At 44.0% G+C, this 24,581-nt stretch carries 22 protein-coding genes, 2 tRNA genes and 3 rRNA genes; 19 read left to right on the top strand and 8 right to left on the bottom strand.

The window, feature by feature from the left end; genetic code table 11:
• Positions 1–39 precede the first annotated feature (39 nt).
• The 14 genes from J7W08_RS05985 (at position 40) to J7W08_RS05920 (ending at position 12,619) form a co-directional block, all read left to right on the top strand.
• Positions 40–112 (top strand) — tRNA-Ala (locus tag J7W08_RS05985).
• A gap of 144 nt (positions 113–256) precedes the next feature.
• Positions 257–3,183 (top strand): 23S ribosomal RNA (locus tag J7W08_RS05980).
• 67 nt (positions 3,184–3,250) lie between these two features.
• Positions 3,251–3,372, top strand: a 5S ribosomal RNA gene (gene rrf / locus J7W08_RS05975).
• Between the two features lie 194 nt (positions 3,373–3,566).
• A tRNA-Cys gene (locus J7W08_RS05970) sits at positions 3,567–3,638 on the top strand.
• 233 nt (positions 3,639–3,871) lie between these two features.
• A 5S ribosomal RNA gene (gene rrf, locus J7W08_RS05965) occupies positions 3,872–3,993 on the top strand.
• Between the two features lie 223 nt (positions 3,994–4,216).
• Positions 4,217–5,257, top strand: a complete 1,041-nt coding sequence (locus J7W08_RS05960) for a permease (RefSeq protein ID WP_233085706.1) — start codon at positions 4,217–4,219, stop codon at positions 5,255–5,257.
• Positions 5,258–5,301: 44 nt separating this feature from the next.
• A complete protein-coding gene (arsB, locus tag J7W08_RS05955) occupies positions 5,302–6,354 on the top strand; it encodes an ACR3 family arsenite efflux transporter (protein WP_310742512.1) in 1,053 nt (350 codons plus the stop codon).
• Positions 6,351–7,040, top strand: a complete 690-nt coding sequence (locus tag J7W08_RS05950; RefSeq protein WP_233085705.1) for a metallophosphoesterase family protein — start codon at positions 6,351–6,353, stop codon at positions 7,038–7,040. The genes arsB and J7W08_RS05950 overlap by 4 nt, the downstream gene beginning before the upstream one ends.
• Before the next feature lie 81 nt (positions 7,041–7,121).
• Entirely contained in the window at positions 7,122–7,355 is a 234-nt protein-coding gene (locus J7W08_RS05945; RefSeq protein WP_048196387.1) for a thioredoxin family protein, read from the top strand.
• A 17-nt stretch (positions 7,356–7,372) separates the two neighbouring features.
• Positions 7,373–7,753 carry a putative zinc-binding protein gene (locus J7W08_RS05940; protein ID WP_233085704.1) on the top strand — a complete coding sequence of 127 codons (381 nt, stop codon included), beginning with the start codon at positions 7,373–7,375 and terminating at the stop codon, positions 7,751–7,753.
• 96 nt (positions 7,754–7,849) lie between these two features.
• Positions 7,850–9,301 carry a tRNA guanosine(15) transglycosylase TgtA gene (gene tgtA, locus J7W08_RS05935; protein ID WP_233085703.1) on the top strand — a complete coding sequence of 484 codons (1,452 nt, stop codon included), beginning with the start codon at positions 7,850–7,852 and terminating at the stop codon, positions 9,299–9,301.
• Positions 9,302–9,355: 54 nt separating this feature from the next.
• Positions 9,356–10,297, top strand: a complete 942-nt coding sequence (locus J7W08_RS05930) for a UbiA prenyltransferase family protein (RefSeq protein ID WP_233085702.1) — start codon at positions 9,356–9,358, stop codon at positions 10,295–10,297.
• Positions 10,298–10,311: 14 nt separating this feature from the next.
• On the top strand, positions 10,312–11,469 hold the full coding sequence (locus J7W08_RS05925; protein ID WP_233085701.1) for an NAD(P)/FAD-dependent oxidoreductase: 1,158 nt from the start codon (positions 10,312–10,314) through the stop codon (positions 11,467–11,469).
• Positions 11,470–11,473: 4 nt separating this feature from the next.
• Positions 11,474–12,619: a radical SAM/SPASM domain-containing protein gene (locus J7W08_RS05920; protein WP_233085700.1), complete on the top strand. Its 1,146-nt coding sequence runs from the start codon at positions 11,474–11,476 to the stop codon at positions 12,617–12,619.
• A gap of 156 nt (positions 12,620–12,775) precedes the next feature.
• On the opposite strand, the gene J7W08_RS05915 is transcribed toward J7W08_RS05920, so the two are convergent.
• The 3 genes from J7W08_RS05915 to serB all read right to left on the bottom strand — a co-directional run bounded on the left by J7W08_RS05915 (position 12,776) and on the right by serB (position 15,070).
• Positions 12,776–13,258 (bottom strand): hypothetical protein, encoded by a 483-nt coding sequence (locus J7W08_RS05915; protein ID WP_233085699.1) that lies wholly within the window; start codon positions 13,256–13,258, stop codon positions 12,776–12,778.
• A gap of 264 nt (positions 13,259–13,522) precedes the next feature.
• Positions 13,523–14,380 (bottom strand): coiled-coil protein, encoded by an 858-nt coding sequence (locus tag J7W08_RS05910; RefSeq protein ID WP_048196375.1) that lies wholly within the window; start codon positions 14,378–14,380, stop codon positions 13,523–13,525.
• A 72-nt stretch (positions 14,381–14,452) separates the two neighbouring features.
• Entirely contained in the window at positions 14,453–15,070 is a 618-nt protein-coding gene (gene serB / locus J7W08_RS05905) for a phosphoserine phosphatase SerB (RefSeq protein WP_233085698.1), read from the bottom strand.
• 415 nt (positions 15,071–15,485) lie between these two features.
• Between serB and J7W08_RS05900 the strand changes: the two genes are divergently transcribed.
• Positions 15,486–16,316, top strand: coding sequence for a F420-dependent methylenetetrahydromethanopterin dehydrogenase (locus J7W08_RS05900; RefSeq protein ID WP_048196374.1), 831 nt, complete (start codon positions 15,486–15,488; stop codon positions 16,314–16,316).
• Positions 16,317–16,350: 34 nt separating this feature from the next.
• On the top strand, positions 16,351–16,539 hold the full coding sequence (locus J7W08_RS05895; protein WP_233085697.1) for a hypothetical protein: 189 nt from the start codon (positions 16,351–16,353) through the stop codon (positions 16,537–16,539).
• Between the two features lie 158 nt (positions 16,540–16,697).
• On the opposite strand, the gene J7W08_RS05890 is transcribed toward J7W08_RS05895, so the two are convergent.
• The gene (locus J7W08_RS05890) at positions 16,698–17,291 is read right to left on the bottom strand and encodes a pyruvate kinase alpha/beta domain-containing protein (protein WP_233085696.1); all 594 of its coding nucleotides are present in this window, start codon (positions 17,289–17,291) and stop codon (positions 16,698–16,700) included.
• 165 nt (positions 17,292–17,456) lie between these two features.
• On the opposite strand from J7W08_RS05890, the gene J7W08_RS05885 reads away from it, so the two are divergent.
• Both J7W08_RS05885 and J7W08_RS05880 read left to right on the top strand, forming a co-directional pair.
• Complete coding sequence (locus J7W08_RS05885) at positions 17,457–18,206, top strand: proteasome assembly chaperone family protein (RefSeq protein WP_233085695.1); 750 nt, start codon at positions 17,457–17,459, stop codon at positions 18,204–18,206.
• Between the two features lie 5 nt (positions 18,207–18,211).
• Positions 18,212–18,601 carry a DUF473 domain-containing protein gene (locus J7W08_RS05880; RefSeq protein WP_233085694.1) on the top strand — a complete coding sequence of 130 codons (390 nt, stop codon included), beginning with the start codon at positions 18,212–18,214 and terminating at the stop codon, positions 18,599–18,601.
• A gap of 56 nt (positions 18,602–18,657) precedes the next feature.
• Here J7W08_RS05880 and J7W08_RS05875 read toward each other — a convergent pair whose 3' ends face one another.
• The 3 genes from J7W08_RS05875 to J7W08_RS05865 form a co-directional block, all read right to left on the bottom strand.
• Positions 18,658–19,275 (bottom strand): DUF169 domain-containing protein, encoded by a 618-nt coding sequence (locus J7W08_RS05875; protein ID WP_233085693.1) that lies wholly within the window; start codon positions 19,273–19,275, stop codon positions 18,658–18,660.
• A gap of 21 nt (positions 19,276–19,296) precedes the next feature.
• On the bottom strand, positions 19,297–20,916 hold the full coding sequence (sepS, locus tag J7W08_RS05870; protein WP_233085692.1) for an O-phosphoserine--tRNA ligase: 1,620 nt from the start codon (positions 20,914–20,916) through the stop codon (positions 19,297–19,299).
• Between the two features lie 193 nt (positions 20,917–21,109).
• Positions 21,110–21,385, bottom strand: a complete 276-nt coding sequence (locus J7W08_RS05865; protein ID WP_048196360.1) for a stationary phase-response protein — start codon at positions 21,383–21,385, stop codon at positions 21,110–21,112.
• A 116-nt stretch (positions 21,386–21,501) separates the two neighbouring features.
• On the opposite strand from J7W08_RS05865, the gene J7W08_RS05860 reads away from it, so the two are divergent.
• Positions 21,502–21,990 carry an Sjogren's syndrome/scleroderma autoantigen 1 family protein gene (locus tag J7W08_RS05860; RefSeq protein ID WP_233085691.1) on the top strand — a complete coding sequence of 163 codons (489 nt, stop codon included), beginning with the start codon at positions 21,502–21,504 and terminating at the stop codon, positions 21,988–21,990.
• Between the two features lie 272 nt (positions 21,991–22,262).
• On the opposite strand, the gene J7W08_RS05855 is transcribed toward J7W08_RS05860, so the two are convergent.
• On the bottom strand, positions 22,263–24,521 hold the full coding sequence (locus J7W08_RS05855) for a DEAD/DEAH box helicase (protein ID WP_233085690.1): 2,259 nt from the start codon (positions 24,519–24,521) through the stop codon (positions 22,263–22,265).
• Positions 24,522–24,581 lie beyond the last annotated feature (60 nt).

The raw sequence follows: 24,581 nt of genomic DNA, 5'->3' as shown, positions 1-24,581 counted from the left end.
TTCAATGAAACAAGATTTCGCTGGAAAAAATGCGAGCGAGGGCTTGTAGATCAGTTGGAAGATCGTCGCCTTTGCAAGGCGAAGGCCCTGGGTTCGAATCCCAGCAAGTCCATTGGATCAATTACGATTCACAATCATCAAGTGCACCGAGCAAGTAATGTTGCTTGGGAAGGATGGATGTGCCCTTTCCCCGATATTGGGCACTATGAGATCATGTATATATTACATATCAGACGCTCACTGGACAAAGTGAGATGGACTCTGGTAATTATGCCGTCAGGTGGATGGCTCGGCTCAAGCGCTGATGAAGGACGTGCCAAGCTGCGATAAGCTCAGGGTAGACGCATGGAATCTATGAACCTGAGATTTCCTAATGAGACCTCTTAGCACATTTGTGCTGATCAGTCATGATCGGGAACGCCCCGAATTGAAACATCTTAGTAGGGGCAGGAAGAGAAATCGAAGAGATGCCGTTAGTAATGGCGAATGAACACGGCAAAGTTCAAACTGAATCCCTCCAGTAATGTGAGGGAGATGTGGTGTTGTAGGAACTTTCTAAGGTTCCGACCTTTTCTTAGCTGAACTTTTCTGGAACGTTAGACCGTAGAGTGTGAAAGTCACGTAAGCAAAGAAAAGAGGAACTGGAAATGTTCCTGAGTACCGTGTGTTGGAAATCACGCGGGAATTTGGGAGGCACCAACTTCCAAAACTAAATACGTCTTGAGACCGATAGCGAAGTAGTAGGGTGACCGAAAACTGAAAAGTACCCCAAAAGGGAGGTTAAAAGTGCCTGAAACCTGATGGTGATGGAGCGATATGGCATGAAAGGATCTTTAGTTCGAAGGAATCAACCGCGAGGTTGTAGTACGAGTTCTAATGCCGATGTCATATCATACGTTTTGAAGAACGGGCCAGGGAGTGTAACTAAGTGGCGATGGCTAACCTTTATCTGGGAAGCCGAAGCGAAAGCAACAAGCACGCAACCCTTCACGGGGTGAGGTGCGGCGTATACAAGTGCGTGGAGTCACTAAGTTACGACCCGAAGCCGGGTGATCTAGGCGTGGGCAGGTTGAAGCGTGGCGAAAGCTACGTGGAGGACCGCAAGCGGTATTGATCTGCAAATCATTCGTGTGACCTGCGTCTCGGAGTGAAAGGCTAATCTAACCCGGCATCAGCTGGTTCCTTCCAAAACATGTCGCAGCATGACCTAACTGGAGATAGTCGGTGGAGTAGAGCACTGATTGGTGGTCCCGGGGGAGAAATCCCTCAGCCGCTTGTCAAACTCCGAACCCACCGTCGTCGTAGAAGGTTGGAGTCCGGGCTACTGGGGTAAGCTTGTAGTCCGTAAGGGAGACAACCCAGCCCGTGGTTAAGGTCCCTAAGTGTCGACTAAGTGTTAATACTAAAGGGCGTCCTAAGCCCTAGACAGCTGGAAGGTTAGCTTAGAAGCAGCTATCCTTTAAAGAGTGCGTAACAGCCCACCAGTCGAGGTTTGGGGCCCCGAAAATGGACGGGGCTCAAGTCGACCACCGATACCACGGAGTACCGAAAGGTAATCTTGTAGGAAGGCGTTGCGTTTGGGCAGAAGCAGGGCTGTGAAGTCCTGTGGACCGAGCGGAAACGAAAATCCTGGTAATAGTAGCAGCATAGTCAGGTGAGAATCCTGACCGCCGAAGGGCTAGGTTTCCTCGGCAATGATCGTCAGCCGAGGGTTAGTCGGTCCTAAGTTGTACCGTAATTCGAGTACATCAAAAGGGAAACAGGTTAATATTCCTGTACCATTTAACAATAAAACTGACGTTTCGGGGCAGGCTGAGCGGCGCCGTCGCGCCGTCTAAGCATCGAACTCTGTGGAGAGCCGTAATGGCGAGAAGCAGACGAATATGTTATGGCGAAAGTCAGCTTCACCCTGGAACCCGTGAAAAGGGAGTTAAATGTCCGTACCGAGATCTGACACAGGTGCCCCTAGCTGAAAAGGCTAAGGCGTGTCGGAATAATTTGGCTAAGGGAATTCGGCAAATTGGCTCCGTAACTTCGGGAGAAGGAGTGCCTGCCGTGTAGACGGCAGGTCGCAGTGACCAGAGAACTCTAACTGTCTAATATCAACATAGGAGATCGCAAACCCGTAAGGGCTAGTACGATCTCTGAATCCTGCTCAGTGCAGGTACCTGAAACTTCGGTTCAACGGAAAGAAGGGCCTGTAAACAGCGGGGGTAACTATGACCCTCTTAAGGTAGCGTAGTACCTTGTCGCTTAATTGGCGACTTGCATGAATGGATCAATGAGAGTTCTACTGTCCCTAGCCAGAGTCCGGTGAAGCTTACATTCTAGTGCAGAGTCTAGAGACCTCTAGGGGGAAGTGAAGACCCCGTGGAGCTTTACTGCAGCCTGTCGCTGGGGTGTGATTTTGGATGTACAGTGTAGGTAGGAGACGTCGAAGCCGGTGCGCCAGCATCGGTGGAGTCACAATTGGGACACTACCCTTCCAAAGTTACGCCCCTTACTCCGAGAGGAGGACCCCGATAGGTGGGCAGTTTGCCTGGGGCGGGACGCCCTTGAAAAGATATCAAGGGCGCGCAATGGTTAACTCAAGTGGGTCGGAAACCTACTGAAGAGTGCAAGAGCATAAGTTAGCCTGACGTGATTCGGCACAGTAGCGGATCACGAGACGAAAGTCGGTTCTAGCGAACCTTTATGTCCCGCTTGGTGCGGGCTAAAGATGACAGAAAAGTTACCCCGGGGATAATTGAGTCGTTGCCGGCAAGAGCACATATCGACCCGGCAGCTTGCTACCTCGATGTCGGTTCTTTCCATCCTGGCTGTGCAGCAGCAGCCAAGGGTGAGGTTGTTCGCCTATTAAAGGAGATCGTGAGCTGGGTTTAGACCGTCGTGAGACAGGTCGGTTACTATCTACTAGAGGTGTCTGTAGTCTGAGGGTAAGTTGCTTTTAGTACGAGAGGAACAGAGCAACGGCGCCACTGGTCGATCGGTTGTCTGACAAGGCACTGCCGAGCAGCTACGCGCTAAGGAATAAGAGCTGAATGCATCTAAGCTCGAAATCTGACCTAAAAAGAGACTACGTTAAGGATTCCGGTAAAAGACCGGATTGATAGAGTCGGGATGTACGCACCAAGGCAACGAGGTGTTCAGTCCGCGGCCACTAATATCTGTGCCTCATCCGTTTTGCTTTGTCCAGGCGAAATCTGATATGTAATATAATAACATGATCATTTCCAGTATTAGAGATGAGTATGGCGGCCATAGCGGCAGGGCAACTCCTGTTCCCATTCCGAACACAGAAGATAAGCCTGCCCACGTTGCTTACTGTACTGAGGTACGAGAGTCCTCGGGAAATCTGCGTCGCTGCTATGCTCACTCTTTACCTTAACTTTTCTTCGATCTGCTACAACCCATGAGTTGTAACTTTATCTTTTTCAAGTATTCAACAGTTCTTGAGCTTTGCTTAAAGTTAGTACTGAGCTTGTGTCTAATCATCAGACTTGTGCTTTCATTGTCGCAATGTAAAGGCTTATATGCCTGTATTACCTACTAGGATTCGTTCAAATGCCAAGGTGGCGGAGCGGCTACGCAATCGCCTGCAGAGCGATTCCATTCCGGTTCGAATCCGGACCTTGGCTTTCATCCGTTAAAAAAGTAAAGTCTGATTCAGCATCTTGACCTCTTGAGCAAAGCTCAAAGGTCGCGCGCTGCAGAAGCGCTGATCTGGATTCGGACCTTGGCTTTCATCCATTAACAAAAGTAAGGTCTTATTCAGTATCCTGACCTCTTGAGCAAAGCTCAAAGGTCGCGCGCTGCAGAAGCGCTGATCTGGATTTGGACTTTGGCTTTCATCCATTAATATGAGTTAGAGTACGGCGGCCATAGCGGCAGGGCCACTCCTGTTCCCATTCCGAACACAGAAGATAAGCCTGCCCACGTTGCTTACTGTACTGAGGTACGAGAGTCCTCGGGAAATCTGCGTCGCTGCTGTGCTCACTCTATTACCCTTTTTCTTTAACTGATCTTAACTCACTAGCTTTGGGTTTGTTGTTCTGATATGTTTTTATTCATGGTCGCAGTTTTGCAGTTTTTTCTTGATTAAATCTACTTCATCTTAATGTCTGCAGAATTGTGTTGAAGCTGGAACTCTTTCAATACAATTCAAATAATATTGAAATAGGTATGTTTATATAGTGTTTCAACATTATTTGAAATTATGTCATATGATTATTTACTATATCTTATGAATGCTGGGTTCCAATCAGTTCAGAACTACCTTGCGCTGCATGTGCTCCTCTGTCTGATACCTGCATTCTTTCTTGCGGGTGCAATAGCATCACTGTTCTCTAAGGAGTCAGTATTGAAGTTCTTCGGAGCAGATGCGCCCAAATATGTCTCATACTCAGTAGCAGCTGCATCAGGCTGTCTTCTTGCCGTGTGCAGTTGCACCGTGCTCCCTTTATTTGCAGGTATCTATAAAAGAGGTGCAGGGATCGGACCCGCAACAACATTTCTTTTCTCCGCACCTGCCATAAACATACTTGCAATAGTTTATACTGCCAAGATCCTTGGTTATGATCTTGGTGTGGCAAGGGCTGTTGTAGCTGTTTCTTTATCTATTATTATTGGACTTACGATGGCAGCGATGTTTGAAAGAGGTAATGTGGAGAGGAAGAAGATCACCACTTTCGGAGAAGAAAAGCACAAGAACAGTGCAATGTTGTTCATCCTGCTTCTGGGAATTCTTGTTGTTCCGGAGATATTCAGTACATGGACAATGATGGCAGCAATACTTATTCCCCTCATAGCTGTTACTATATATCTGTCTTTCAAATGGTTTACCCGTGAGGAGCTCTCTTCATGGATGGGTGAGACATGGTTCCTTGTCAAGCAGATAACACCTCTTCTTCTGATTGGTGTGTTCTTTGCAGGGATAATTGTGGAAGTTCTTCCTTCAGAATATGTTGCCCGGTTCGTTGGTGGCGAATCTTTTTCCTCAAACCTGGTCGCATCGGTCTCCGGAGCCCTGATGTACTTCTCAACACTAACCGAAGTCCCAATTATTAGTGCACTTACGCTTCTTGGCATGGGTAAAGGTCCGGCACTATCTATGCTTCTGGCAGGACCAGCACTTAGTCTTCCTAACATGATAGTCATAAGCAGGATAATGGGTGCAAAAAGAGGTGCTTCATACATAACACTTGTAGTTATAATTGCTACACTTGCAGGACTTGGATTTGGTTACGTTATTGGGTGATTGTATTGCTATTATTCAAAAATTGATAATGGTGGGTGATTATAATGGCTGATGAAAAAAAACTGGGATTTTTCGAAAAATACCTGACTGTATGGATCTTTGCATGCATAGTCATTGGTATTGTCCTTGGTAAGATCTTTCCACAGATCGCCGGAACACTTGATTCAATGCAGGTATATGAAGTTTCAATTCCAATTGCGATCTGTCTTTTCTTCATGATCTACCCGATCATGGTTCAGATCGATTTCAAACAAGTAGTAAAAGCAGGAAAGACGCCTAAGCCTGTACTAACTACATTGATCATCAACTGGGCTATTAAGCCCTTTACCATGCTCTTTTTTGCATGGCTGTTCATGGCAAATATATTTGCTCCTTATCTCACTGAGCTCCAGATCTCCCAGTATATGGCAGGGATGATATTGCTCGGAGTTGCTCCATGTACTGCAATGGTACTTGTGTGGGGTTATCTTGCAAAAGGCAATCAAGGTCATACATTGGTAATGGTTGCAATTAATTCCCTTGCCATGCTCTTCCTATATGCTCCCCTTGCAAGACTTCTGCTTGGTATAAGCGATATCGTGGTTCCCTGGGAAACAATTTTGCTTTCCGTGGGAATGTATGTAGGTGTGCCTCTGTTTGCCGGATATTTTTCAAGAAATTATCTGCTTGCAAGCAAAGGAAAGGACTGGTTCGAGAATATTTTCTCACCTGTAATGCATAACATTGCTATTACTGCACTACTGGTAACATTGGTCGTCTTGTTCTCACTTCAGGGAGATGTGATACTTGATATGCCACTTGTGATAGCAATGATCGCAGTTCCCCTTCTGGTTCAGGTGTTCTTTATATTCTTCCTTGGATACGGGGTTGCTAAACTGATCGGGATAAATTATGAAGATGCAGCACCAACCGCACTAATTGGTGCCTCTAATCATTTTGAAGTTGCAATTGCAGTCGCAGCAATGCTTTTTGGAATCAATTCGGGTGCAGCACTTGCAACAGTCGTGGGAGTTCTCATAGAAGTTCCTGTGATGCTCGGACTTGTAAGTATATGTCTGAGGACAAAAAAGATGTTCAAATATAGGGCTGAAATATGAAACTCTTGATAATATCGGATATCCATGGAAACAAAGATGCTCTTGATGCCGTACTTTCCGTACCGCATGATGAAGTGATCTGCCTTGGTGATCTTGTAGACTATGGTCCTGATCCGGTCGGTTGCATTGAATCCCTAATGGATCAGGATGTTCCAGTAATCAAAGGCAATCATGACAATGCAGTGGCTTCAAAGGTCGATTGCGGATGCGGCTACAAGTACAAGCATCTGTCAACAGCCACCAGAGAATATACGTGGGGACAGCTTGATGATATGCATATGGAATTTCTGAAGAAATTACCGATGCACATTGAAAGGACTCTCGATGGCACGAATATGCTCTTTACTCATGGAAGCCCGAGGTCTATGTATGAATACATCAAACCCGACACTCCCGAAGACAAGGTCCTTGAGATGATCGATGGTGTGGATGCGGATTTCATAGTGATTGGTCACTCTCATATTCCTTTCATCAGGCAGGTGGGTGATGTGACTATACTTAATCCCGGTTCGGTTGGCCAGCCAAGGAATGGGGATGTACATGCGAGTTGCGCTGTTTTCGACACTGAAAATCATTCTGTAGAGCTCATAAAATGCGAATATGATCTGGAATCTTTATGCAAGAGTATACAAAAAAAGATGCCTCACCCAAAAGAACTCATAGGGATATTAAGAAGGGGTTATTGAACAGTCCTCTGGTATAAATATCAAATTAAAAACAAAAATATAAAATAGTTTCATAAATCAAAAACATTGAGAGGTTCAAAGATGAAAATAGAAGTACTTGGTTCAGGTTGCGCTAAATGCAACAAAGTAAAAGAGATCGTGGAAAAAGTAGTAAATGAAGCAGGCATTGATGCTGAGATCATCAAGGTTGAAGATATCAATAAGATACTGGACTATGGAGTTATGGTTACCCCCGGACTAGTTGTTGATGGCGATGTCAAGTTCGCAGGCAAGATCCCTTCCGAAGATAAGGTAAGGGAATGGTTAACTCAGTGATGCAGGTGGATTATCTCATGGCAGAAGAGATCAAATGTGCCTGTGACTCTACTAATGTAGCATTGTTCTCATGTTCAGGTGCTTCTAATGTAGGACAACTATCCAATCAGCTTGCCATTGAACTTACTGAAAAGGGAGTTGGTAAGATGATGTGTGCTGTTGGTATCGGAGGTCAGGTGTCTGGTCTTCTCAGGTCGGCAGAAGGCTGTGATCGCATTATCGCGATCGATGGATGTCCTCTCAACTGTACAAAGAAGGCTCTTGAGCTTTCAGGTCTTGAAGTGGACCGTCATATTCTGGTGACGGATCTTGGTATAAGTAAGAATAAGGATTTGAGGGTAAAAGGACCTGAATTGGCCGATACACTTGAAAAAGTGTCGGAAATTCTGGCAAATTAATTATACTGGTCTGGATTTTTAACTGATATGAATTTGTATTTCATGAGTCATCCATGAAATACAAATATATAATATCAGCCAATATCTAATGCTCAAATGTCATCGATATTCGAGATAACCCATAAAGATGCTGCAGGACGTATCGGGAAACTGAAAACACCGCATGGTGTTGTGGAAACCCCTACCGTCATGCCTGTGATCAATCCGAACCTTCAGGTCATCAAACCTTCCGAGATGAAAGATTTTGGTGCCCAGATGCTAATTACCAATTCATATATCATATCACGCAAGGACAATCTGCGCGAAAAAGCGCTAAAAGACGGGCTTCATTCTCTTCTTGATTATGACGGTCCCATAATGACCGATTCCGGCTCATTCCAGCTTTCTGTCTACGGTGATATCGATGTAACTAACGAGCAGATAATCGAGTTCCAGAAAACGATCGGTTCTGACATAGGTGTCCCTTTGGATATTCCTACACCACCTGATGTTCCACGTAGTAGGGCGGAATCCGAACTTAAGATCACTCTTGAGCGCTTAAAAGAAGCGCGTGGGATGGTCAATGACGAGATGCTTTTGGCAGGACCCGTGCAGGGTTCAACATATCCTGACCTTCGCCAGAAGTGTGCAGAGGATCTTCGCGATCACAAGTTCGATGTCTATCCTCTGGGTGCAGTAGTTCCATTGATGGAATCCTATCGATATGCTGATCTTGTCGATGTTATCGTATCAGCGAAGAAAGGACTTGACCCAACAGTTCCTGTACACCTGTTTGGTGCCGGACACCCTATGATGTTCGCACTTGCAGTGGCACTTGGTTGTGACCTCTTTGATTCTGCTGCTTACGCATTATATGCTAAGGACAGGCGTTATATCACTTCCAACGGTACATATCATATTGATAACCTGAGCTATCTCCCATGCTCTTGTCCTGTATGTATATCCCATACAGCAGAAGAGGTTAGGAAAGCTGATAATTGCAGTGAGCTTCTCGCAAGACATAATCTTTATGTTACATTTGAGGAAATGCGTCTTGTCAAGCAATCCATTAAGGAAGGGAATCTCCTGGAACTTGTGGAACAAAGATGTCGCACTCACCCGAGAATGCTGGAAGCACTAAAAAAGATGTATTCCTATACAGACTGGATCGAGAAATATGACCCTGCATCAAAGTCCACATTCTTCTATTGTGGTCCGGAATCTGCACAGAGGCCTGAAGTGCTGCGCTTTTCCAATAAGCTTGAGCGTTTCACTATAAAGGGTTCTGCTGTGATCAGATCGGCTTCAAAGAAAGATATCAAAGGTTATGACAATGATCTGATCTTCAAGGCTCCATTTGGTGCATTCCCTGCTGAACTTGCTGAGGTATATCCTTTCAATGCAGAAGTGATCAGGACTCCTGATATAGAATCTCTTGGAAAGGCTCTTGAGAACACTATTGCTCTTATCGAGTTAAATCCAGAGGCAAAGTTCACATTTATTAAAGAAGATGGATTTGAACATCCTCTATTCGAAAAGCTGGGGCAGATCGCAGATATTAAAGAATGATCTGTCACTTTTTATAACCATAAAATTTGAAGATATCATTCAATGGTGATTTATTTGGTATCAACAACAGGATCAAAGACACGCAACCCTTACTTAGAACTGCTAAGGCCGGAAATAGCGGATATGGATTTTGCCCTTCCGGCAGCAAGTGCTCTACTTGCATCATATCTGGCAACTTCTGCCCTTCCTCCGCTCATTCCTTTCATAATTGCTGTTATCGGTGGATATGCAGCTATCACAAGTTCCTATGTGTACAACGATTGCTGTGATGTGGATATTGATCAAATAAATCTTCCTGACAGGCCACTTGCTTCAGAGAAGGTATCTCAAAAACAGGGTCTTACATATGCATTCGTTCTATTCGTGATTGCCTCAATTGCAGCATTCTACTTAAACCCTGAATCATTTATGGTTCTGGTTGTTGCAGTTCTTACTATCAGTATCTATTCTAAGCTGGCAAAAAGGCTAACATTCCTGAGCTTTGTACCAGTTGGTATTGCATATGGTCTTGTTCCTGTGGGTATCTGGCTTGCATTCGACCCTGCCGGGATACTTCGGGGTAGCGATGGTGTTATCCTGCCATTGCCTGGTATATTCTTTTTCATAATGATGTGTGTGGCTGACTGGGGTTTCACTCTTTCAGGAGTCTCCAGGGATGTGGAAGGCGATCGTGCAAAAGGTGCACCAACATTCCCTGTGACATTTGGAGTTCCTGCAACATCAAAGTTCGTCTTCGTATGCTGGTCTGTAGGTATTCTTTCATCGTTTGCTATTGGGCTAACTGCACATCTCGGTCCGATATTCTTTGTGGGAGCAATTCTTTCCGGTATCTGGATGATAATGCAGGCACTTGATTTTGTAAAAAATCCTCTTCCCGAGCGTGGTGGAAAGCTGTTCCTGCAGGGTTCAAGATACAGGGGTTTCATGTTTGGTTCCCTTATAGTCGATGTAGTGCTCTCTATCGTTTTAACATCTTATGCAGGTATCCTGTGGTGATCAGAGGTTCTTAAATGGATGCAGATATAATTGTAATAGGTGCCTCGCCGGCGGGTCTGATGGCAGCAAGAAATGCTTCCCGAAAAGGAGCAAAGGTACTCGTTGTAGATAAAAAAGAGATAATAGGTTATCCCACACATCCTGCTAATACTTTTTTCAAGGGTATGTTCGACAGGTCGCAAGAACCCGTTGATCAGAGTTATGTGATAAAGAACATGAGGGGTGCTTACCTGATCGCTCCTTCCGGTGGCAGGGTAGCTATTGAAAGTCCTGCATATTTCCTTGACCGGTTAAAGTTCGATGAATATTATGCAAAGCAGACCATGGATGCCGGAGCAGAGGTTCATATGGGTGTTGAGGTTAGTAGCGTCTTCAGAAGCAAGGGTGTTATGAACCTTAGTACTTCGGATGGTGTGCTAACCTGTTCTCTGGTTATCGTATCCGATGGTATCAATTCAAAGGTCGCCGGTTTACTCGGACTTAAACCAATGAAACATCCCAATGACATTGCATGGGCAATGGAAGCATTTGTAGAAGCAGATGGCATTGGTGAACCTGATATGTTTGAATATTATGTTGGGAATCATTGCCCTGGCTGGAAATCCACTTATTCTCCATGCGGAGGGAATCTTGCTACCCTTGGGGTCTATGTGAGGGGGCATGGGAAAGATGTATCTCCATTCTTTGAAAGATGGGTCGATAAATTCAAGCAGCTAAAAGGTCTCGATGATCTTGAAGTTCTTGAAAGGTCTGTGGGTGGTGACCCTATAATCACTATACCCAAACAGATGTTGGCCGATGGTGTGATGTTGGTCGGTGGTGCTGCAGGACAGTCTGGAATAGGGTATAGCATGCATGCCGGACAGATGTGTGGTGACGTAGCTGCAGATGCTATTGCAAAAGGCAACGTTTCGGCAAAGTTCCTTTCTGAGTATCGTAAGAGGTGGAATGCCGAGTACAGGGCAGAGTATGTGCTTGGTCGTATAGGTCTGGAAACACTGCGCAAAATGACGGATCCTGAGATCGACGATCTTATGAGGACTTTCGAAGGCGTGGATTTCTCTTTCCTTTCAGGTACTTCTTTCCACAGGTCAATGCAGCTTGGTCTTTTTATGCTAAAGAAAAACCCGAAGTCACTTCTGGCTTACAGGGCCTTATTGAGGAACAAGTGATCTCATGGTGACTGATAAGCGATATTATTTTTATAAAAATCCCTTCTATAAGGTCTATGCTACGGTCGAAGATGGGCTCGTCAGGATGCATACTTCGGGAGTTGCATCACGTGCCATCAAACCATTGACTTCTGAGATGCTGGACCTTTTTGAAGGACAAAGGCCTGCATTGGTAAGAGGGGAAGAGCTTGTTTTCTCTACGTGGATGCCACCTATACCCAGCAAGGCTTTTGATCGTCTGGTATCGAGCCAGATGGGTTACATACGTGGAAAGATGGTTCCTGAGCAGGTAACAATTTCCATAACCGAGGATTGTCCTAATAATTGTATACACTGTGCACTTCCTGATACTAAGAACAGGGCATCGTTGTCTGCTGAGGACGTTAAAAGTACAATTGATCAGGTTCTCGATATGGGCTCTACTTTCATTGTCTTTGATGGCGGCGAACCACTTGTCTATGAAGGCCTTGAAGAACTTATCAGTTATGTTGATGGTGACCTTGCTACTACCGGAATGTTCACTTCGGGAGTGGGGTTGACAAAAGAGCGTGCAATTTCTCTTAAGGAAGCAGGGCTTGATATGTTGAGCATAAGTCTTGACAGTTCGACCGAAAAAGGGCATGACACCATGCGAGGGCGAGTAGGTGTGTTCAAGGATGCCATTGGTGCTGTTAAAAATTCGCTTGATGCCGGTCTGCTCGTTAATATCTATGTGGTAATATCTCCAGGGAACATTGATGAACTGGATGATTTCTACAAAATAGCAACAGATCTCGGTGTCCATGAGATCTCTTTCTTCGAGATAGTCCCTACGGGACGCTGGATGAACCGCCTTGATGAGATGATGACTGCAGATGATCACAAGAAGTTCGATGATTTCGTGAAACGTACTGAATCCATGGATGGTCCTAAGGTATTCGCAATCCCTCATGTGCTAAAGAAGATGGGATGTTTTGCAGGAAGAAAGTGGCTTCACATAACTCCGGAAGGTGATATATTCCCCTGTTCATGCCTTCCTCTATCTTTTGGAAATATTCATGAGGACAAGCTTTCTGATGTCTGGCGGAAGATCCGTAAGGACTCAACCTATAATGGTGGAACCTGTCTCATGAGGGATTCTGATTTCAGGAAATTACATAAGTTTGACTGATCGATCTAATGAATATTATTTTACAATTTTATACTTTTAAGTTAGAAATAGTGGCGATATGTCATTTCTTTTTTGACTTCTCGCTTTGAATTGTTCGATCTGTAATTGATCTAACTATATTATCATTGCTAAACAAAAATCAAAAAAAAGTTAGGCTTAGTTCATACCTAAAGCCTTTTCAAAATATCTTCTGGATTCTTCTTGATTGTCCTCATCATAACTCAGATATGACAAAAGAATATAGGCATCTTTTGTATCAACTATCAAATTCCCAAAGCTCTCTTCTTTTCCAGTAAATGTCTTACTTTGTTCTTCCAACAATTCAATATTGCCAAGGAAAGATGCATACAATCCCACGGCCTCTTGCTCATCCATTTGTCCAACATCAACAATATAAGCAAACAATGATTTCTTCTGCTCTGCAAGAGCCTTCGCAATTTCCACACCCTTGTCACAAGGGGCAATTGCTATTTTATCAGAATACTCTTTGTTCTGAATCCAGAATGGGAAAATGTCCATCGTGACACCTTTCTTCTCCTTCACATTTTTACACTTCTCACAGCCCTCTGGACATTTAAAATAGTCCAAAAGTTTCATTACATCTTCTTTATATTCTCTAAATTCGCTCTCAACAGACATCCCTTTCACCTTTTCAAAATCCCTATGTTCATTTTATTTATCAAAACTACATTCATGTTCATTTAGCCATCTCAAAAATAATTTCCGCTTCTTATATGGGGCAGTAGATCAATTTTTCTATTTATGATCTGAAAGAGATAGTGATCACTATCAACTTATCAATTACTAAAAAACAGTACTCAAAAAGGATGGATCTGGTAGATCCAATGAATATTAGAATAAATTGAGGGTGAATTAACACCCTCGATGTTGTCAAATTTCCGATTAAAGCAGACCGGACTTCTGCAAGGTCATAAGGTTCTCTGTGGTGAGCTTCTGACCTGACTTGAACTTGTCAAAGATGTCTTCTGCATCTTTTCTAACATCTTCCATAGATGCTACCTTCTTGCCAGTGTCTTCGCCTTTCCTGATCTTGCGAACTTCTTTATCGATGTCCCTGATCTCTTTCTGTGCTGCAATGAATAACTTATGTTGTTCATCAGCCTTCTCCTGGAACTCGACGAACTGTTTGTGAGCAGCATCAGATTCTGCACGCATCTTGTCGGCTTCCTTGAAGGTGGAGATCATCTTGTCATGATATTCCTGTGCTTTCTGTGCGTATTCTGAAAGGACATTGTGGAATTCTGATGCTTCGTCGCGAATCTCCTGTGCTTCTGTTAACAGGGTCTTAAGCTCTGTGTTGCTCTCGAGCTGTTCCTGCTTAACGACATAGAGTTTCTGAAGCTCTGTGATCTTGTTGACCAGTTCCTTTTCCTTGCCTGGGGTCAGCACTTCTGTCTGCTGTGTGAATTCAAGACGGTCGATATCTTTTCTGATATCTTTGATGGATGGACCGGTAAGATTATTTGCGGTACGTAATGCATCGACCTTTGCAAATACTTCGTTTGCTTTGGCATTGATCTCGTCACGCTTTGCTTTGTTCTCTTTAACCTGCTCATTGTTCTCGTCACGGAGCTTCTTGTATTCCTGTGCTTCGTTGATGAGTTCTTTTGTGCGCTTGTTGAGATCATTACGCTTTGCAGCAAGAGTGCTTGCTTCAGCGTTCAATCCATTTCTCTTTTCTTTAGCTTCTTCAGATGCAGTTTTAAGATCCTGCCTTTTGGTGTTCAATTCTTTCAACATGTTCTATATATCCTCCCGCTCCAGCAAAAAAGCTGGCATTTCATGCATTTCTAATGCACGATACGTAGGGCTTTAATCCAGATCGAGTGAATCGATGATCGGAATTATTGCCCTGAGGTCTTTTTGGGTAACAACCTCATCTGCATATTGGCGCAGAATCGGTTTTGGATTAAATGCAATTGCACATCCTGCTCTTTTAAAGAGGCAGATATCGTTGGCACCATCACCAACAACGATGCAATCAGTGGTCTCAAAACCCATCTCCTTTGCGATCTTTTCAAAGACCACTTCTTTGGAGCAATTATCTGCCATTGGACCGCTGACCTCGCCTGTAAGATATCCGTCCTTTACAGCAAGTATATTAGAGTATACGTAATCAATACCAAGGAGTTCACCAACTCTGTCTGTTGATAGGGTGAAGCCGCCTGACAGCATTGCTGTTTTGAATCCCAGGGACTTTACATGTTTAACAAGTTCTTCTGCACCGGGCATGAGTTGCATAGCTCTCATTGCTTCCTGTGCAGTTTCCAGCTTCAATCCTTTTAGAAGTTTGACTCTATCCTTTAAAGCCTGATGATAGTCAATATCGCCATTCATTGCTTTTTCGGTAACAACAGAAACCTTATCCACAACGCCTGCAGCACGTGCAAGTTCATCGATACTTTCTGCATCAATGAGCGTACTATCCATATCAAAAACAATTAGTTTAGAATATCTTTTCTGAGAAATATTATTGCTGGAATTCACTTGACCATACCTGAAACTTTAAGATCCTGATTACGGATCTGTAATAATGGGATGTACTGAGATTGAACTACAATTCCCCACATTACTTTTAAGCTTTTCGGGTAGGATATGCCTTCTGAGACAGATCGTTAATCCAAATACTAACATAATATACACTATATGGGATGGTATAAGGGATAAAAGAGTTGCTCTATATTTTTTCTTTTCTATTTATTTTAAAAAACAGCGAATTATTACTTAATATGCTTTCGAAAGCTTCTTTTCATTTTTGTGAAGTCGGTGCATTTTCAGCTTCTGTTATGTAGAAATAATCAAAAATATTATATCCTAATCCGTACTTGCAGTAATGTGATCTACTATGGCAAAAATAGGATTTATTAAATTAGGAAATCTTGGTATGAGTCAGGTCATTGACCTTGTTCAGGACGAGATCGCAGCAAGAGAAGGTATCAGTGTACGTGTTTTCGGAACTGGTCCTAAAATGGGCAAAGCAGAAGCTGCAGAGACAGAAGCATTCAAGGAATGGGGTGCTGATTTCTATGTGATGATCAGCCCTAACTCCAGTGCACCAGGCCCAACCGCTGCACGTGAGCTTTACAAAGATGTTCCATGCATCGTTATCTCCGATGGTCCAACCAAGAAAGATGACAGACAGGCACTCGAAGATGCAGGCTTCGGTTACATCGTTATGACCGTCGACCCACTTATCGGCGCAAAGACAGAGTTCCTTGATGCTGTAGAGATGGCATCCTTTAACTCCGATGCAATGAAGGTCCTCTCAACCTGTGGTGTTGTCAGGATGATCCAGGAAGAACTTGATGCAGTCGCTGCACAGGTCGACGAAGGCAAGTCCGGCAAGGACCTTGAGCTTCCACACATTCTCGCAAAGCCAGAGAAGTGCATCGAGCGCGCAGGTTTCAACAACCCATACGCAAAAGCAAAGGCACTTGCAGCACTCCACATGGCTGACAAGGTCGCACAGATCAACTTCCCTGCATGCTTCATGATGAAGGAGATCGAACAGGTTACACTCACAACTGCTACCGGTCATGAAATGATGCGCGCAGCAGCACAGCTTGCAATCGACGCACGTGAGATCGAAAAAGCAAACGACTCTGTCTTCAGGAAGCCACACTCTAAGAAAGGCGTCCAGATGACAAAGACCGCATTGTACGAAAAGCCACAGTAAGTGTCCTTTCGACACTTATTCTTTTTTTAATTTCATGGACACTTTAACTGTAATTGGCATTGCGATTCTTGCTTTCGTTCTCATTGTAGCTGTTACAGCAATGAACCTCAAAGCAGCTTCAAGTTTTAAAACAGAGGCATCAGGGTCTTCCAGTTCTGTTCCAGGAAGCGATACTGCTCTTGTCAATGATGAATTCGAAGATGAAGATGTGAAAGTTGAATAAGTTCAACAAGAATATGCAATATAAAAAAGGATGGCATCTCTATAGATGCCTTAGCTTGAATACGTATTTTAGTTTGATTTCTTTTAGTTTAATTTAGTTTGATTTAATTTATCTAATCTAAATCTTATTTTGTTTTAATCTGTTTTTATGCAAATTTTTTATTTTGCTTCTTCTTTTGCACGTGGCATTGCAAGGATCTCGCGAACCTGTATGTCAAAGAAATTCTGTGAATGTGCAGGTCTTACCACAAGAGCCACGTCGGCGCCTTGGCGTGTTCCTCCGATGGCTATTACTTCGGTATCCTTTGAGACAGGAATGTGACCTGAATCTGCTGCCATCATCACGACTTCCAGAGCGACCTTGAAACCTTTTCCGAAGACTGCACGAAGTGTGTCAGAGATAACATCTGCACGGCTTGCACCACCCAGCCTCTTTGAGATAGCACGTTCTACTCCTGAGAACATGTGTGATTGTGTGGTGACCAGGACGCCCATTTCCTGCAGTTTCTTCAGGTTATCTTCGTCCATTTCCCAGTTTCCATCCTCGCGGAGTCCGTACTGATGGGTTATAGCAATTATCTTTATGTCTTTGCCTTTAACCTCTTCTGCCATCTTCAGGGCCGTATAACCTTCAGTACTTGAAAGGACAATATGTTTTATCCCCAGTTCTTCTGCTCTTTTGGCAGCTACCTTCACAACATTATCGGTGTTCTGTTTGCCTACATCATCAAAATATTGTATAGATCCTTCCATGATAATTCTCCATTATTTGAATGCATTTTGTTATCATCGGTTTTATGTATATCGTTCTGCGATCTGATAACGATGTTCTTATCTATGAGAATCTCCAATTATATAATAAGTGTAAAGTATACGAACTGAATAGTGATGGGGTTACATTTATAGAGGGTGATTTTTTTGTCAGAAACAGATGATTATGATGCGATCGATGTAGAGATCATAACAAAGCCCGTAAGATCAAAAGAGCCTATATTGATCGAAGGTTTTCCGGGAATAGGTCTTGTGGGTAATATTGCCAGCCAGCAAATTATTGAAGAACTGGACATGGAATATATCGGTTCCATTGAATCCAGGTATTTCCCTCCTATAGCTGTTCTGTACGAGGGTCTTGTCAACATGCCGGTCAGGATCTATGAGAGTGAGGAACATAATATTGTGATGGTGGTATCTGATATCCCTATCAATCCTTCAGTTTCCTATGATGTCAGCAAGGCCCTTGTCGGATGGGCCAAATCTGTCGGTGTAAAAGAGGTTATCTCTATCGCAGGTATTGCTACTATGGGTGAGGATAACAAGGTCTTTGGTGCAGCGACCAATGAGGAAATGCTGGAAAAGATCAAAGAAAAGGTAGAGATCTTCCAGATGGGTACGATCTCAGGTATTTCAGGTAGTGTAATGGCAGAATGTTTCATGCATGGTCTGCCGGCCATAAGCCTTCTTGGGGCAACCAAGACCCAGAACCCGGACCCAAGAGCAGCGGCAGTGGTCGTAGATGTCCTGAATTCCCTGTATGGATTTTCGATAGATACGGAGGACCTTATTGAACAGGCTGAAAAGATCGAAGTTGAAATGCAGAAGCTTGCTGAGGATGTTCGTACAACTGAACAGTCAACAACGCCAAGAAAAGAGTTCCCAATGTACGGGTGATCAAAATGGAATACGTCGCACTTACGGGTATATCGGATTTAGTCATTTCTGAGCTGAAGAACCATCAGTTGCGCACGATCGAGATACGTACACCTCAGAATTTTTTCACAGCCTTAAATGTGAATGCAGGCGATACTGTATTTCTTACCCATACTTCCATACAGGACCTTATGCATGGGACCACCGGCATAATTGCAAAAGTGGTAAAGCACCAGTTGTCAACCCACAGGACAATTGCCGGGGATGGCATGTTCTTTGAGGAGCATGAGACCATGATGATCCGCCTTCAGCTCCAGACCAAAGGCATTGCCCGCATAAGCAAGGTGCTTTCCAACGATGTCGGAAAAGAGACTCGTGTGATGGCTGAGGACATGTGCTTCTACGAAGCACGTTAAATGTGGATAAATTACAAAAGAAAGCTGGTTTGAAGCACAAGCACATTAAGTTTCGGTCAATTTCTGGTTTCGGGGATATTCTTCAATCCCTTTTCTATTTTTTTTGCTTTGTCAAAGCGTAGACCGATAGGTGTCTCGTTATCGCTATAATCACTGTGCTTGCGTGAACCCTTGCAGCCATAGGATAATCCTGTCCCTTTTTCATACGCAAGTGCCGTACAATCTCCGCATATGGAAGCTGCACCGAAGGTGTCGATGCATAAACGCTCTCCATCGTTATATGCCATAGCCTGAACTATTCTCATAGCTTTCTCTGGCATCAGGTAGAGTATCATTACATCAAAATGCCCATCGTTCTTTGACAATGGCTCGATCTTTATGTGGTCATATTCCCTGCTGACCCTTGGAAGATTTGAGGCTGCATTGGCAGCGGTCTCTTTATCAATATAACGACCGGACTTGAGGTAATAGCCATCAGGCTTGTCTTCAGAAACTCCCAGAACATATTTGCCGGGGGGGCATCGCTGGGAGGAGGCAAGGAATGCCTCTCCGTCGCGTGCTTTTGTAATAAGTTCACAGTACAGGAGGTCGTATTCCTCTCCTGTATCTCCGTTTTCAAAGGTTATGCAGACTGGCTCACCTTTGTCCATGAGCTTTGCGATCTCTGTGAACATATTTCTTCCTTCAAATTGTTTTTATTCGATCTCTGCCCTGACAGTTGTGAAGACGGGGCCGCGGATATCTATTTTCTTGTTCTTGCCAGTTATGTATCTCTGGGCAAGTGGGTCTAGTTTTATGTTGATCTCGGATGGCACTTTAACGATCCTTACACGTGTTTCCACTGTATTCTCACCGCTCTCAACTGCTTCTTCGATCTCCCTGGCTGCCTGTGCTGCAAAAGCATCAAGGAACCTTACGCCTGTCCTTGCTGAGTGGTTCTCGTAAGCCTTCTTCCACTTCTTGTTGTTTGGAAGTCCCAGAACATCATTCTCATAGACAAGCACTTCGTTGAATGTTGCTGGACCACAGAGCTTTGTATCCTCTTCGGGCTCTACTACGGATACTTTGACCTTTTTTCCGTGAATTGATCCTTCCCAGGCAGCAAATTCGCATGGGCTTGGTTCTGATGAATGTAGCTCACATTGCTCTACGATGCTGTCCATGATCTCCTGACCTTCGGTGGTTTCGGGCAACTTGTCCACAAATATCATCGTTGCCAGTTCTCCGTCCTTCAATGTCCATTCGGAGTACTGTGGGATCTGTGGATATGTCATTGCACGCAGGTCGGTGGAGTCGTGGAGGATCATGGCAAGCCTTTCAACACCAAGTCCGAGATTCATGACCGGGTATGGTATATCGTACTCTGAAAGAGCGATTGGTGAGTATATTCCAAAGGTTGCGATCTCTATCCAGCCATCGGAGTATTTTGTATTTGAGCCCACAAGTTTCGGATGATATGCAAACACTTCGATCTGTGTGTCGGGGACATAATATTTGCTCCTCTTCTCATCAGGCCTGAAAAGGAATTTTTCGAAACCGAACTGGGAAAGAAGTCCCTGTGCAACTGCTTTTCCATGGTCGATTGTGACATCTTCATCCATGATCACACATGAAGCAGTGTAGTAGGTCATGAGCCGTGATGCATCTTCCTGCTGTTCTCTCCTGAAAGCACGGTCTATCGAGAAGAAGTGGAATGGTGGTCTTGCACGTTCCAGTATGCCTGCAAGGGAAAGGAACCATCCGGATGTCATGTGGCTTCTAAGTGTTTTCCTGGTGGCCTGAGGGGTAAGTTCCTTGAATTCCGGGAATACCTGGTCAATCATTTCGACAACAAGAGCGTCAGAAACATCGAGCTTGTGTGCGATCTCGGGGACAAGGTCATCCCCTTCAACTTCTCCCTTCTTGTATGAATGGAGAACTTTTCGGATGATCTCGATCCCGTCATCATCAATACCTCCAAGCATCTCTTTTATTGTTGCGATCCTCTGGTCGGAGATGCCAACGTTTGGTCTTGGTAATCCTGCCAGGTAGAAACAGCGGTCAAGGACTGCCAGTGCTTCGTGGCCAAACTGCTTATGAACTTCACGTTCATCCACAATTAGCGGATTCATCATCTCGTCAAAGCCCATGCGCATGTAGGCTTCTCTGAGCTTTGATATTGTATCGTAGACCGGATGTGCTTTTCCAAAATTGAATGATGTGTGTGGGTACTGCTGGTTCAGCCCTGATCTGTGAACAAGGTCCTTCCCATTTTTCCATGTAGCATCAAAGTCTTCTTTGGTTGCTTTTCTTATGGCTTCAGGATCGAATTTCATGATAAAATCTCTTTTAATTTATAGTAATTATCGTAGGTAGTAATCGTAATTTCATGCATAAAAAGTTATCAATGGCTATTATACTTACGTTCGGGAAAAGCATGTAAGCTACAATATGCATAAAATAAAAGGATAAGTTTGGTCTGAATCATCAGACCGGATCTCTTCCCACTTATCGTGGGTAGTTTTGATATTAATCGTCTACAGGAATTGTTTCAAGCTGGCTTGCAACATTCCAGATAAGGGTTCTTGTGTGCAACGGGATATTTGGGTCGTTGCTGATATCTTCCAGTATTGAAATACTGGATGATGTTCTAAGGAATAGTGGCTCTGCTTCGTTATTCAATGTTGCAAGGATGTCATTTGCTGAACGTCTGATGTTCCTTGGAACTGAATTATCGTTTGCGATGTGTTCTAACACTTGCGTACATTGCTTTATGACGTCTTCAGGTTGGCTGGCTCCTAACATTTGGATCACCTTAAAATGGTTTAATGATATAAAATAAGAATCAATGCTGTAGTATCCCTAACAATTATATCCTATAAAAAGACTTTCATTCATGGAGTAAGTAAAAAGGTGAATAAATGAGCGATAGTGACGATAAAATAAAACAGATCTCAAGATTACTGGAACTTGGTGGCACAATGCTTGCACAGCACTGCACAACATGTGGAGCCCCTATGTTCAGGTATCACGGCGATGTCCTTTGTCCTATTTGTCAGGGCGAACCTGTTGGCACAAATATGACTTCACAGGAACAAACGATGAGGTCAGAAGTCCCCACTGTTCCACAGAATGTTCCGGTTCAGGAAGCCACAACATTTTCAGTACCTGCAGGACAACTTCCAGCAGACCAGGTGCCAATCTCTTTTGCTTCTCCTGATGTAAGGCAGGGATCTGTGCCTGCATCCTCGGCCAAACACGTGGAAGTCACGGGCTCTGTTGCCGATATGCTGAAAATGAAGTTAGAATCCATTGCAAGTCTGATTCATTCCGAGAATGATCCTCGCAGGATCAGGGAATATCTTGAGATAATGGAAAAATGCCTTGATATCCTTGAAAGGCTTAATTGAACACCTGGTCTTAGATCGGTCGAACAGTTCATTGATAGCTTGCTGATGACCGATAGGATCAAAATTGAATGGCAAATTAAATAGCTAATTTAATGGCATGGTCAGTTTAGTTATTGGTTCAATAAGTTGGAACTTATCGGTCAAATATCGGGGTGATATGTTGAAGCTTATCGGTCTGGTATCGGTGTAATAGGTTGGAACTTATCAGGCTAAAAAATAGAAATGAACATGCTTTAATAAATTTCAGGGCGATTCTGCCCTTGTTCACCTTTTTATCCTTTATATTTACCTGTGAGGATTTCCCTCATCTTTGATGCGGTCTTTGGTCCGATGTTCTTGACCTTTGTAAGTTCATCCTGTTCGGCTTTCATGACATTTTCAACCGAATCAAAATGTTCGAGCAGATTTCTCGCAGCATTGGGTCCAATATCACTAATGGAGGATACAATGTATTCCTGCTGCTGTGAAAGCAACATTGAAGACTTCTTCCCATGCACACTGATCTCTCGCTTTTCATCAACCTGCTCTCTTTTTGCCAGGATGCTGATAAGGGATGCTGTGTCTTCAGGATCTCGTGTGTATAATACAGATACGCCGAAGTCAAGAACAAGGGCTGCAAGGGTTCCATGTATCACATTCGGATTAAGCATTCTGGAAGTGAACAAGCCTTCTCCCTCAATTATCATTATGGGCTTATCATAGGCTCCTGAAAGGTCGGATATTTGCCTGAAAAGGTCCCTGTCAAGCAAGCTACTCACAAAGTCCTCTGCACTCTTACGCTCGATGGCTGTCCTGTCGCTGACGATATAATCTCCGACCTCAAGGGTCTTGACAACGATATTAATCCCCATCTTCTCAAGATTTCGTGCTACAGTGCTTCGGATCTCCCTCTGGTCAAGGACAACTGTTACTTCATCATCTGTAAAGTCTGAGAGTCCCGTTTGCTGTTTCTGGCTGACTCCAAATTCACCTGTAATGTCGTGATTATCATTGTCGGAGGTCATTGTCTCCTGCCATTGCTGCATATTGCTCTGCATCCGGCGCTCCTTATGGGTACAACTCCAGTAGTACGCTTCATCCCTTGTACCTTTGGTAACCAGTACAACGACTCTTCCTTCATGCTTTCTGCCGGTACGACCTTTTCTCTGTATGCTTCTGATCTCGGAGGGTACTGGTTCGTAGAAAAGTACAAGGTCAGTGGCAGGTATGTCGAGTCCCTCTTCAGCTACTGAGGTCGCTACGAGGACATTGTAGTCCCCTGCTTTGAATTTCTCGATGATCTCAACCTGCTGTTTCTGTGTGAGTCCTTTATCACGGAATTTTGAGCTTTGTCCCACGAACTTGATAGGTCGTATCCCTTCTATCTCGGAAAGGGAGTTTGTGACCATCTCAGAGGTGTCACGATAATTTGTAAAGACAATAACCCGGGATTCTGGCTTGTCAGTGAGTTCCTTTGAAACAAGGTCACGAACAACATTAAGTTTTGGATGCTCTGTGCTGCATTCTTTTATCCTGTGGTAGAACTGTCTCATGTAAATGTCTTCAGAAAGGCGTTTTGCAGCCTTGCTTCCGCTCTTTGAGACTGCTTCGTTCTCCAGCCTGTCAGCATATTTTGAAAGGGATTCGATACCCTGTGTCTCAATGATCTCCACTGCATGATTTACTTTCATGATCTCGGCCAGTATGGATAATGCACTGAACACTGCTGGATCGGCCATGCCTCTTAGTTCTCCCTGCAACTTCTTCTGCAGGCCCAGTAGATCCCTTTTTGAAGCACTTTTCCCGGATGAGAGGGAATATCCAAGTTCCCCAAGCTTCTTGAACCTGTCATCAAGGACCTTGTCCAGGAGCTTTTTCAGCTCTTTCATCTCATCCGGCAGTATGACGTGCTTCCATTCTATCTCTTTTTTGTGAATGTATGGGGCAACATCCGAATCGGATTCTGTCTTGATGGCAACTGAACTTATGAACAGGTTGTTGCAGACCTCACTGATCTTCTCATCGGAACTTCCCGGGCTTGCAGTGATAGCAAGACAATGCGGGTTCTTAGCATCCTGGAAATATCTCTCTGCAATATAGGTGTAAGCATAATTCCCGACAGCCCTGTGTGCTTCGTCAAAAGTGATGTGTGAAATATCCTCGAGGCTGATTCTTTTTGTGAGGATGTCGTTCTCAATGACCTGTGGTGTTGATATGATCACCCTTCCCTTTTCCCAGAGCTTTGCCCTGTTCTCAGGGGAAACTGCACCTGTGAATGTCAGTATCTCTTCTTCGGGTATGTTAAGGGCAGTTTTTAAAAAAGAAGCATGTTGCTCAACCAGTGGTTTTGTGGGGGAAAGGATAAGGACCTTTCCTCCGGCTTTTTCTAATCTGGAAACAATAACAAGAAGTGCAACAATGGTCTTACCAAGGCCGGTTGGCAAAACTACCAGTGTTGGTGCTGATAGTGCCTTTCCGGCAAGGTCAAGCTGATAGAGCCTTTGTTCTATAGTATCTGGTTTGACCAGGGAGTGTTTGATAAAGTTGCTCATATTTATTACAGGTTTGAAAGTTGCTTGATGCAATTACGTTCTTAACCTTATTAAATATGA

The sequence above is a fragment of the Methanococcoides orientis genome (assembly GCF_021184045.1).
Lineage (GTDB): Archaea > Halobacteriota > Methanosarcinia > Methanosarcinales > Methanosarcinaceae > Methanococcoides > Methanococcoides orientis.
Note: the sequence above shows the minus strand (reverse complement) of the source record. Positions and strands in the feature narration are given on the sequence as shown.

What these genes read in the sequence shown, in the direction of transcription:
- J7W08_RS05910 (WP_048196375.1), bottom strand. Translation starts at nt 14,380, where the DNA reads ATGTTGAAAGAATTGAACACCAAAAGGCAGGATCTTAAAACTGCATCT.
- tgtA (WP_233085703.1), top strand. Translation starts at nt 7,850, where the DNA reads ATGTCATCGATATTCGAGATAACCCATAAAGATGCTGCAGGACGTATC.
- J7W08_RS05875 (WP_233085693.1), bottom strand. Translation starts at nt 19,275, where the DNA reads ATGTTCACAGAGATCGCAAAGCTCATGGACAAAGGTGAGCCAGTCTGC.
- J7W08_RS05925 (WP_233085701.1), top strand. Translation starts at nt 10,312, where the DNA reads ATGGATGCAGATATAATTGTAATAGGTGCCTCGCCGGCGGGTCTGATG.
- J7W08_RS05895 (WP_233085697.1), top strand. Translation starts at nt 16,351, where the DNA reads ATGGACACTTTAACTGTAATTGGCATTGCGATTCTTGCTTTCGTTCTC.
- J7W08_RS05880 (WP_233085694.1), top strand. Translation starts at nt 18,212, where the DNA reads ATGGAATACGTCGCACTTACGGGTATATCGGATTTAGTCATTTCTGAG.
- arsB (WP_310742512.1), top strand. Translation starts at nt 5,302, where the DNA reads ATGGCTGATGAAAAAAAACTGGGATTTTTCGAAAAATACCTGACTGTA.
- serB (WP_233085698.1), bottom strand. Translation starts at nt 15,070, where the DNA reads ATGGATAGTACGCTCATTGATGCAGAAAGTATCGATGAACTTGCACGT.
- sepS (WP_233085692.1), bottom strand. Translation starts at nt 20,916, where the DNA reads ATGAAATTCGATCCTGAAGCCATAAGAAAAGCAACCAAAGAAGACTTT.
- J7W08_RS05890 (WP_233085696.1), bottom strand. Translation starts at nt 17,291, where the DNA reads ATGGAAGGATCTATACAATATTTTGATGATGTAGGCAAACAGAACACC.
- J7W08_RS05945 (WP_048196387.1), top strand. Translation starts at nt 7,122, where the DNA reads ATGAAAATAGAAGTACTTGGTTCAGGTTGCGCTAAATGCAACAAAGTA.
- J7W08_RS05950 (WP_233085705.1), top strand. Translation starts at nt 6,351, where the DNA reads ATGAAACTCTTGATAATATCGGATATCCATGGAAACAAAGATGCTCTT.
- J7W08_RS05920 (WP_233085700.1), top strand. Translation starts at nt 11,474, where the DNA reads ATGGTGACTGATAAGCGATATTATTTTTATAAAAATCCCTTCTATAAG.
- J7W08_RS05960 (WP_233085706.1), top strand. Translation starts at nt 4,217, where the DNA reads ATGTCATATGATTATTTACTATATCTTATGAATGCTGGGTTCCAATCA.
- J7W08_RS05900 (WP_048196374.1), top strand. Translation starts at nt 15,486, where the DNA reads ATGGCAAAAATAGGATTTATTAAATTAGGAAATCTTGGTATGAGTCAG.
- J7W08_RS05860 (WP_233085691.1), top strand. Translation starts at nt 21,502, where the DNA reads ATGAGCGATAGTGACGATAAAATAAAACAGATCTCAAGATTACTGGAA.
- J7W08_RS05915 (WP_233085699.1), bottom strand. Translation starts at nt 13,258, where the DNA reads ATGTCTGTTGAGAGCGAATTTAGAGAATATAAAGAAGATGTAATGAAA.
- J7W08_RS05940 (WP_233085704.1), top strand. Translation starts at nt 7,373, where the DNA reads ATGGCAGAAGAGATCAAATGTGCCTGTGACTCTACTAATGTAGCATTG.
- J7W08_RS05865 (WP_048196360.1), bottom strand. Translation starts at nt 21,385, where the DNA reads ATGTTAGGAGCCAGCCAACCTGAAGACGTCATAAAGCAATGTACGCAA.
- J7W08_RS05855 (WP_233085690.1), bottom strand. Translation starts at nt 24,521, where the DNA reads ATGAGCAACTTTATCAAACACTCCCTGGTCAAACCAGATACTATAGAA.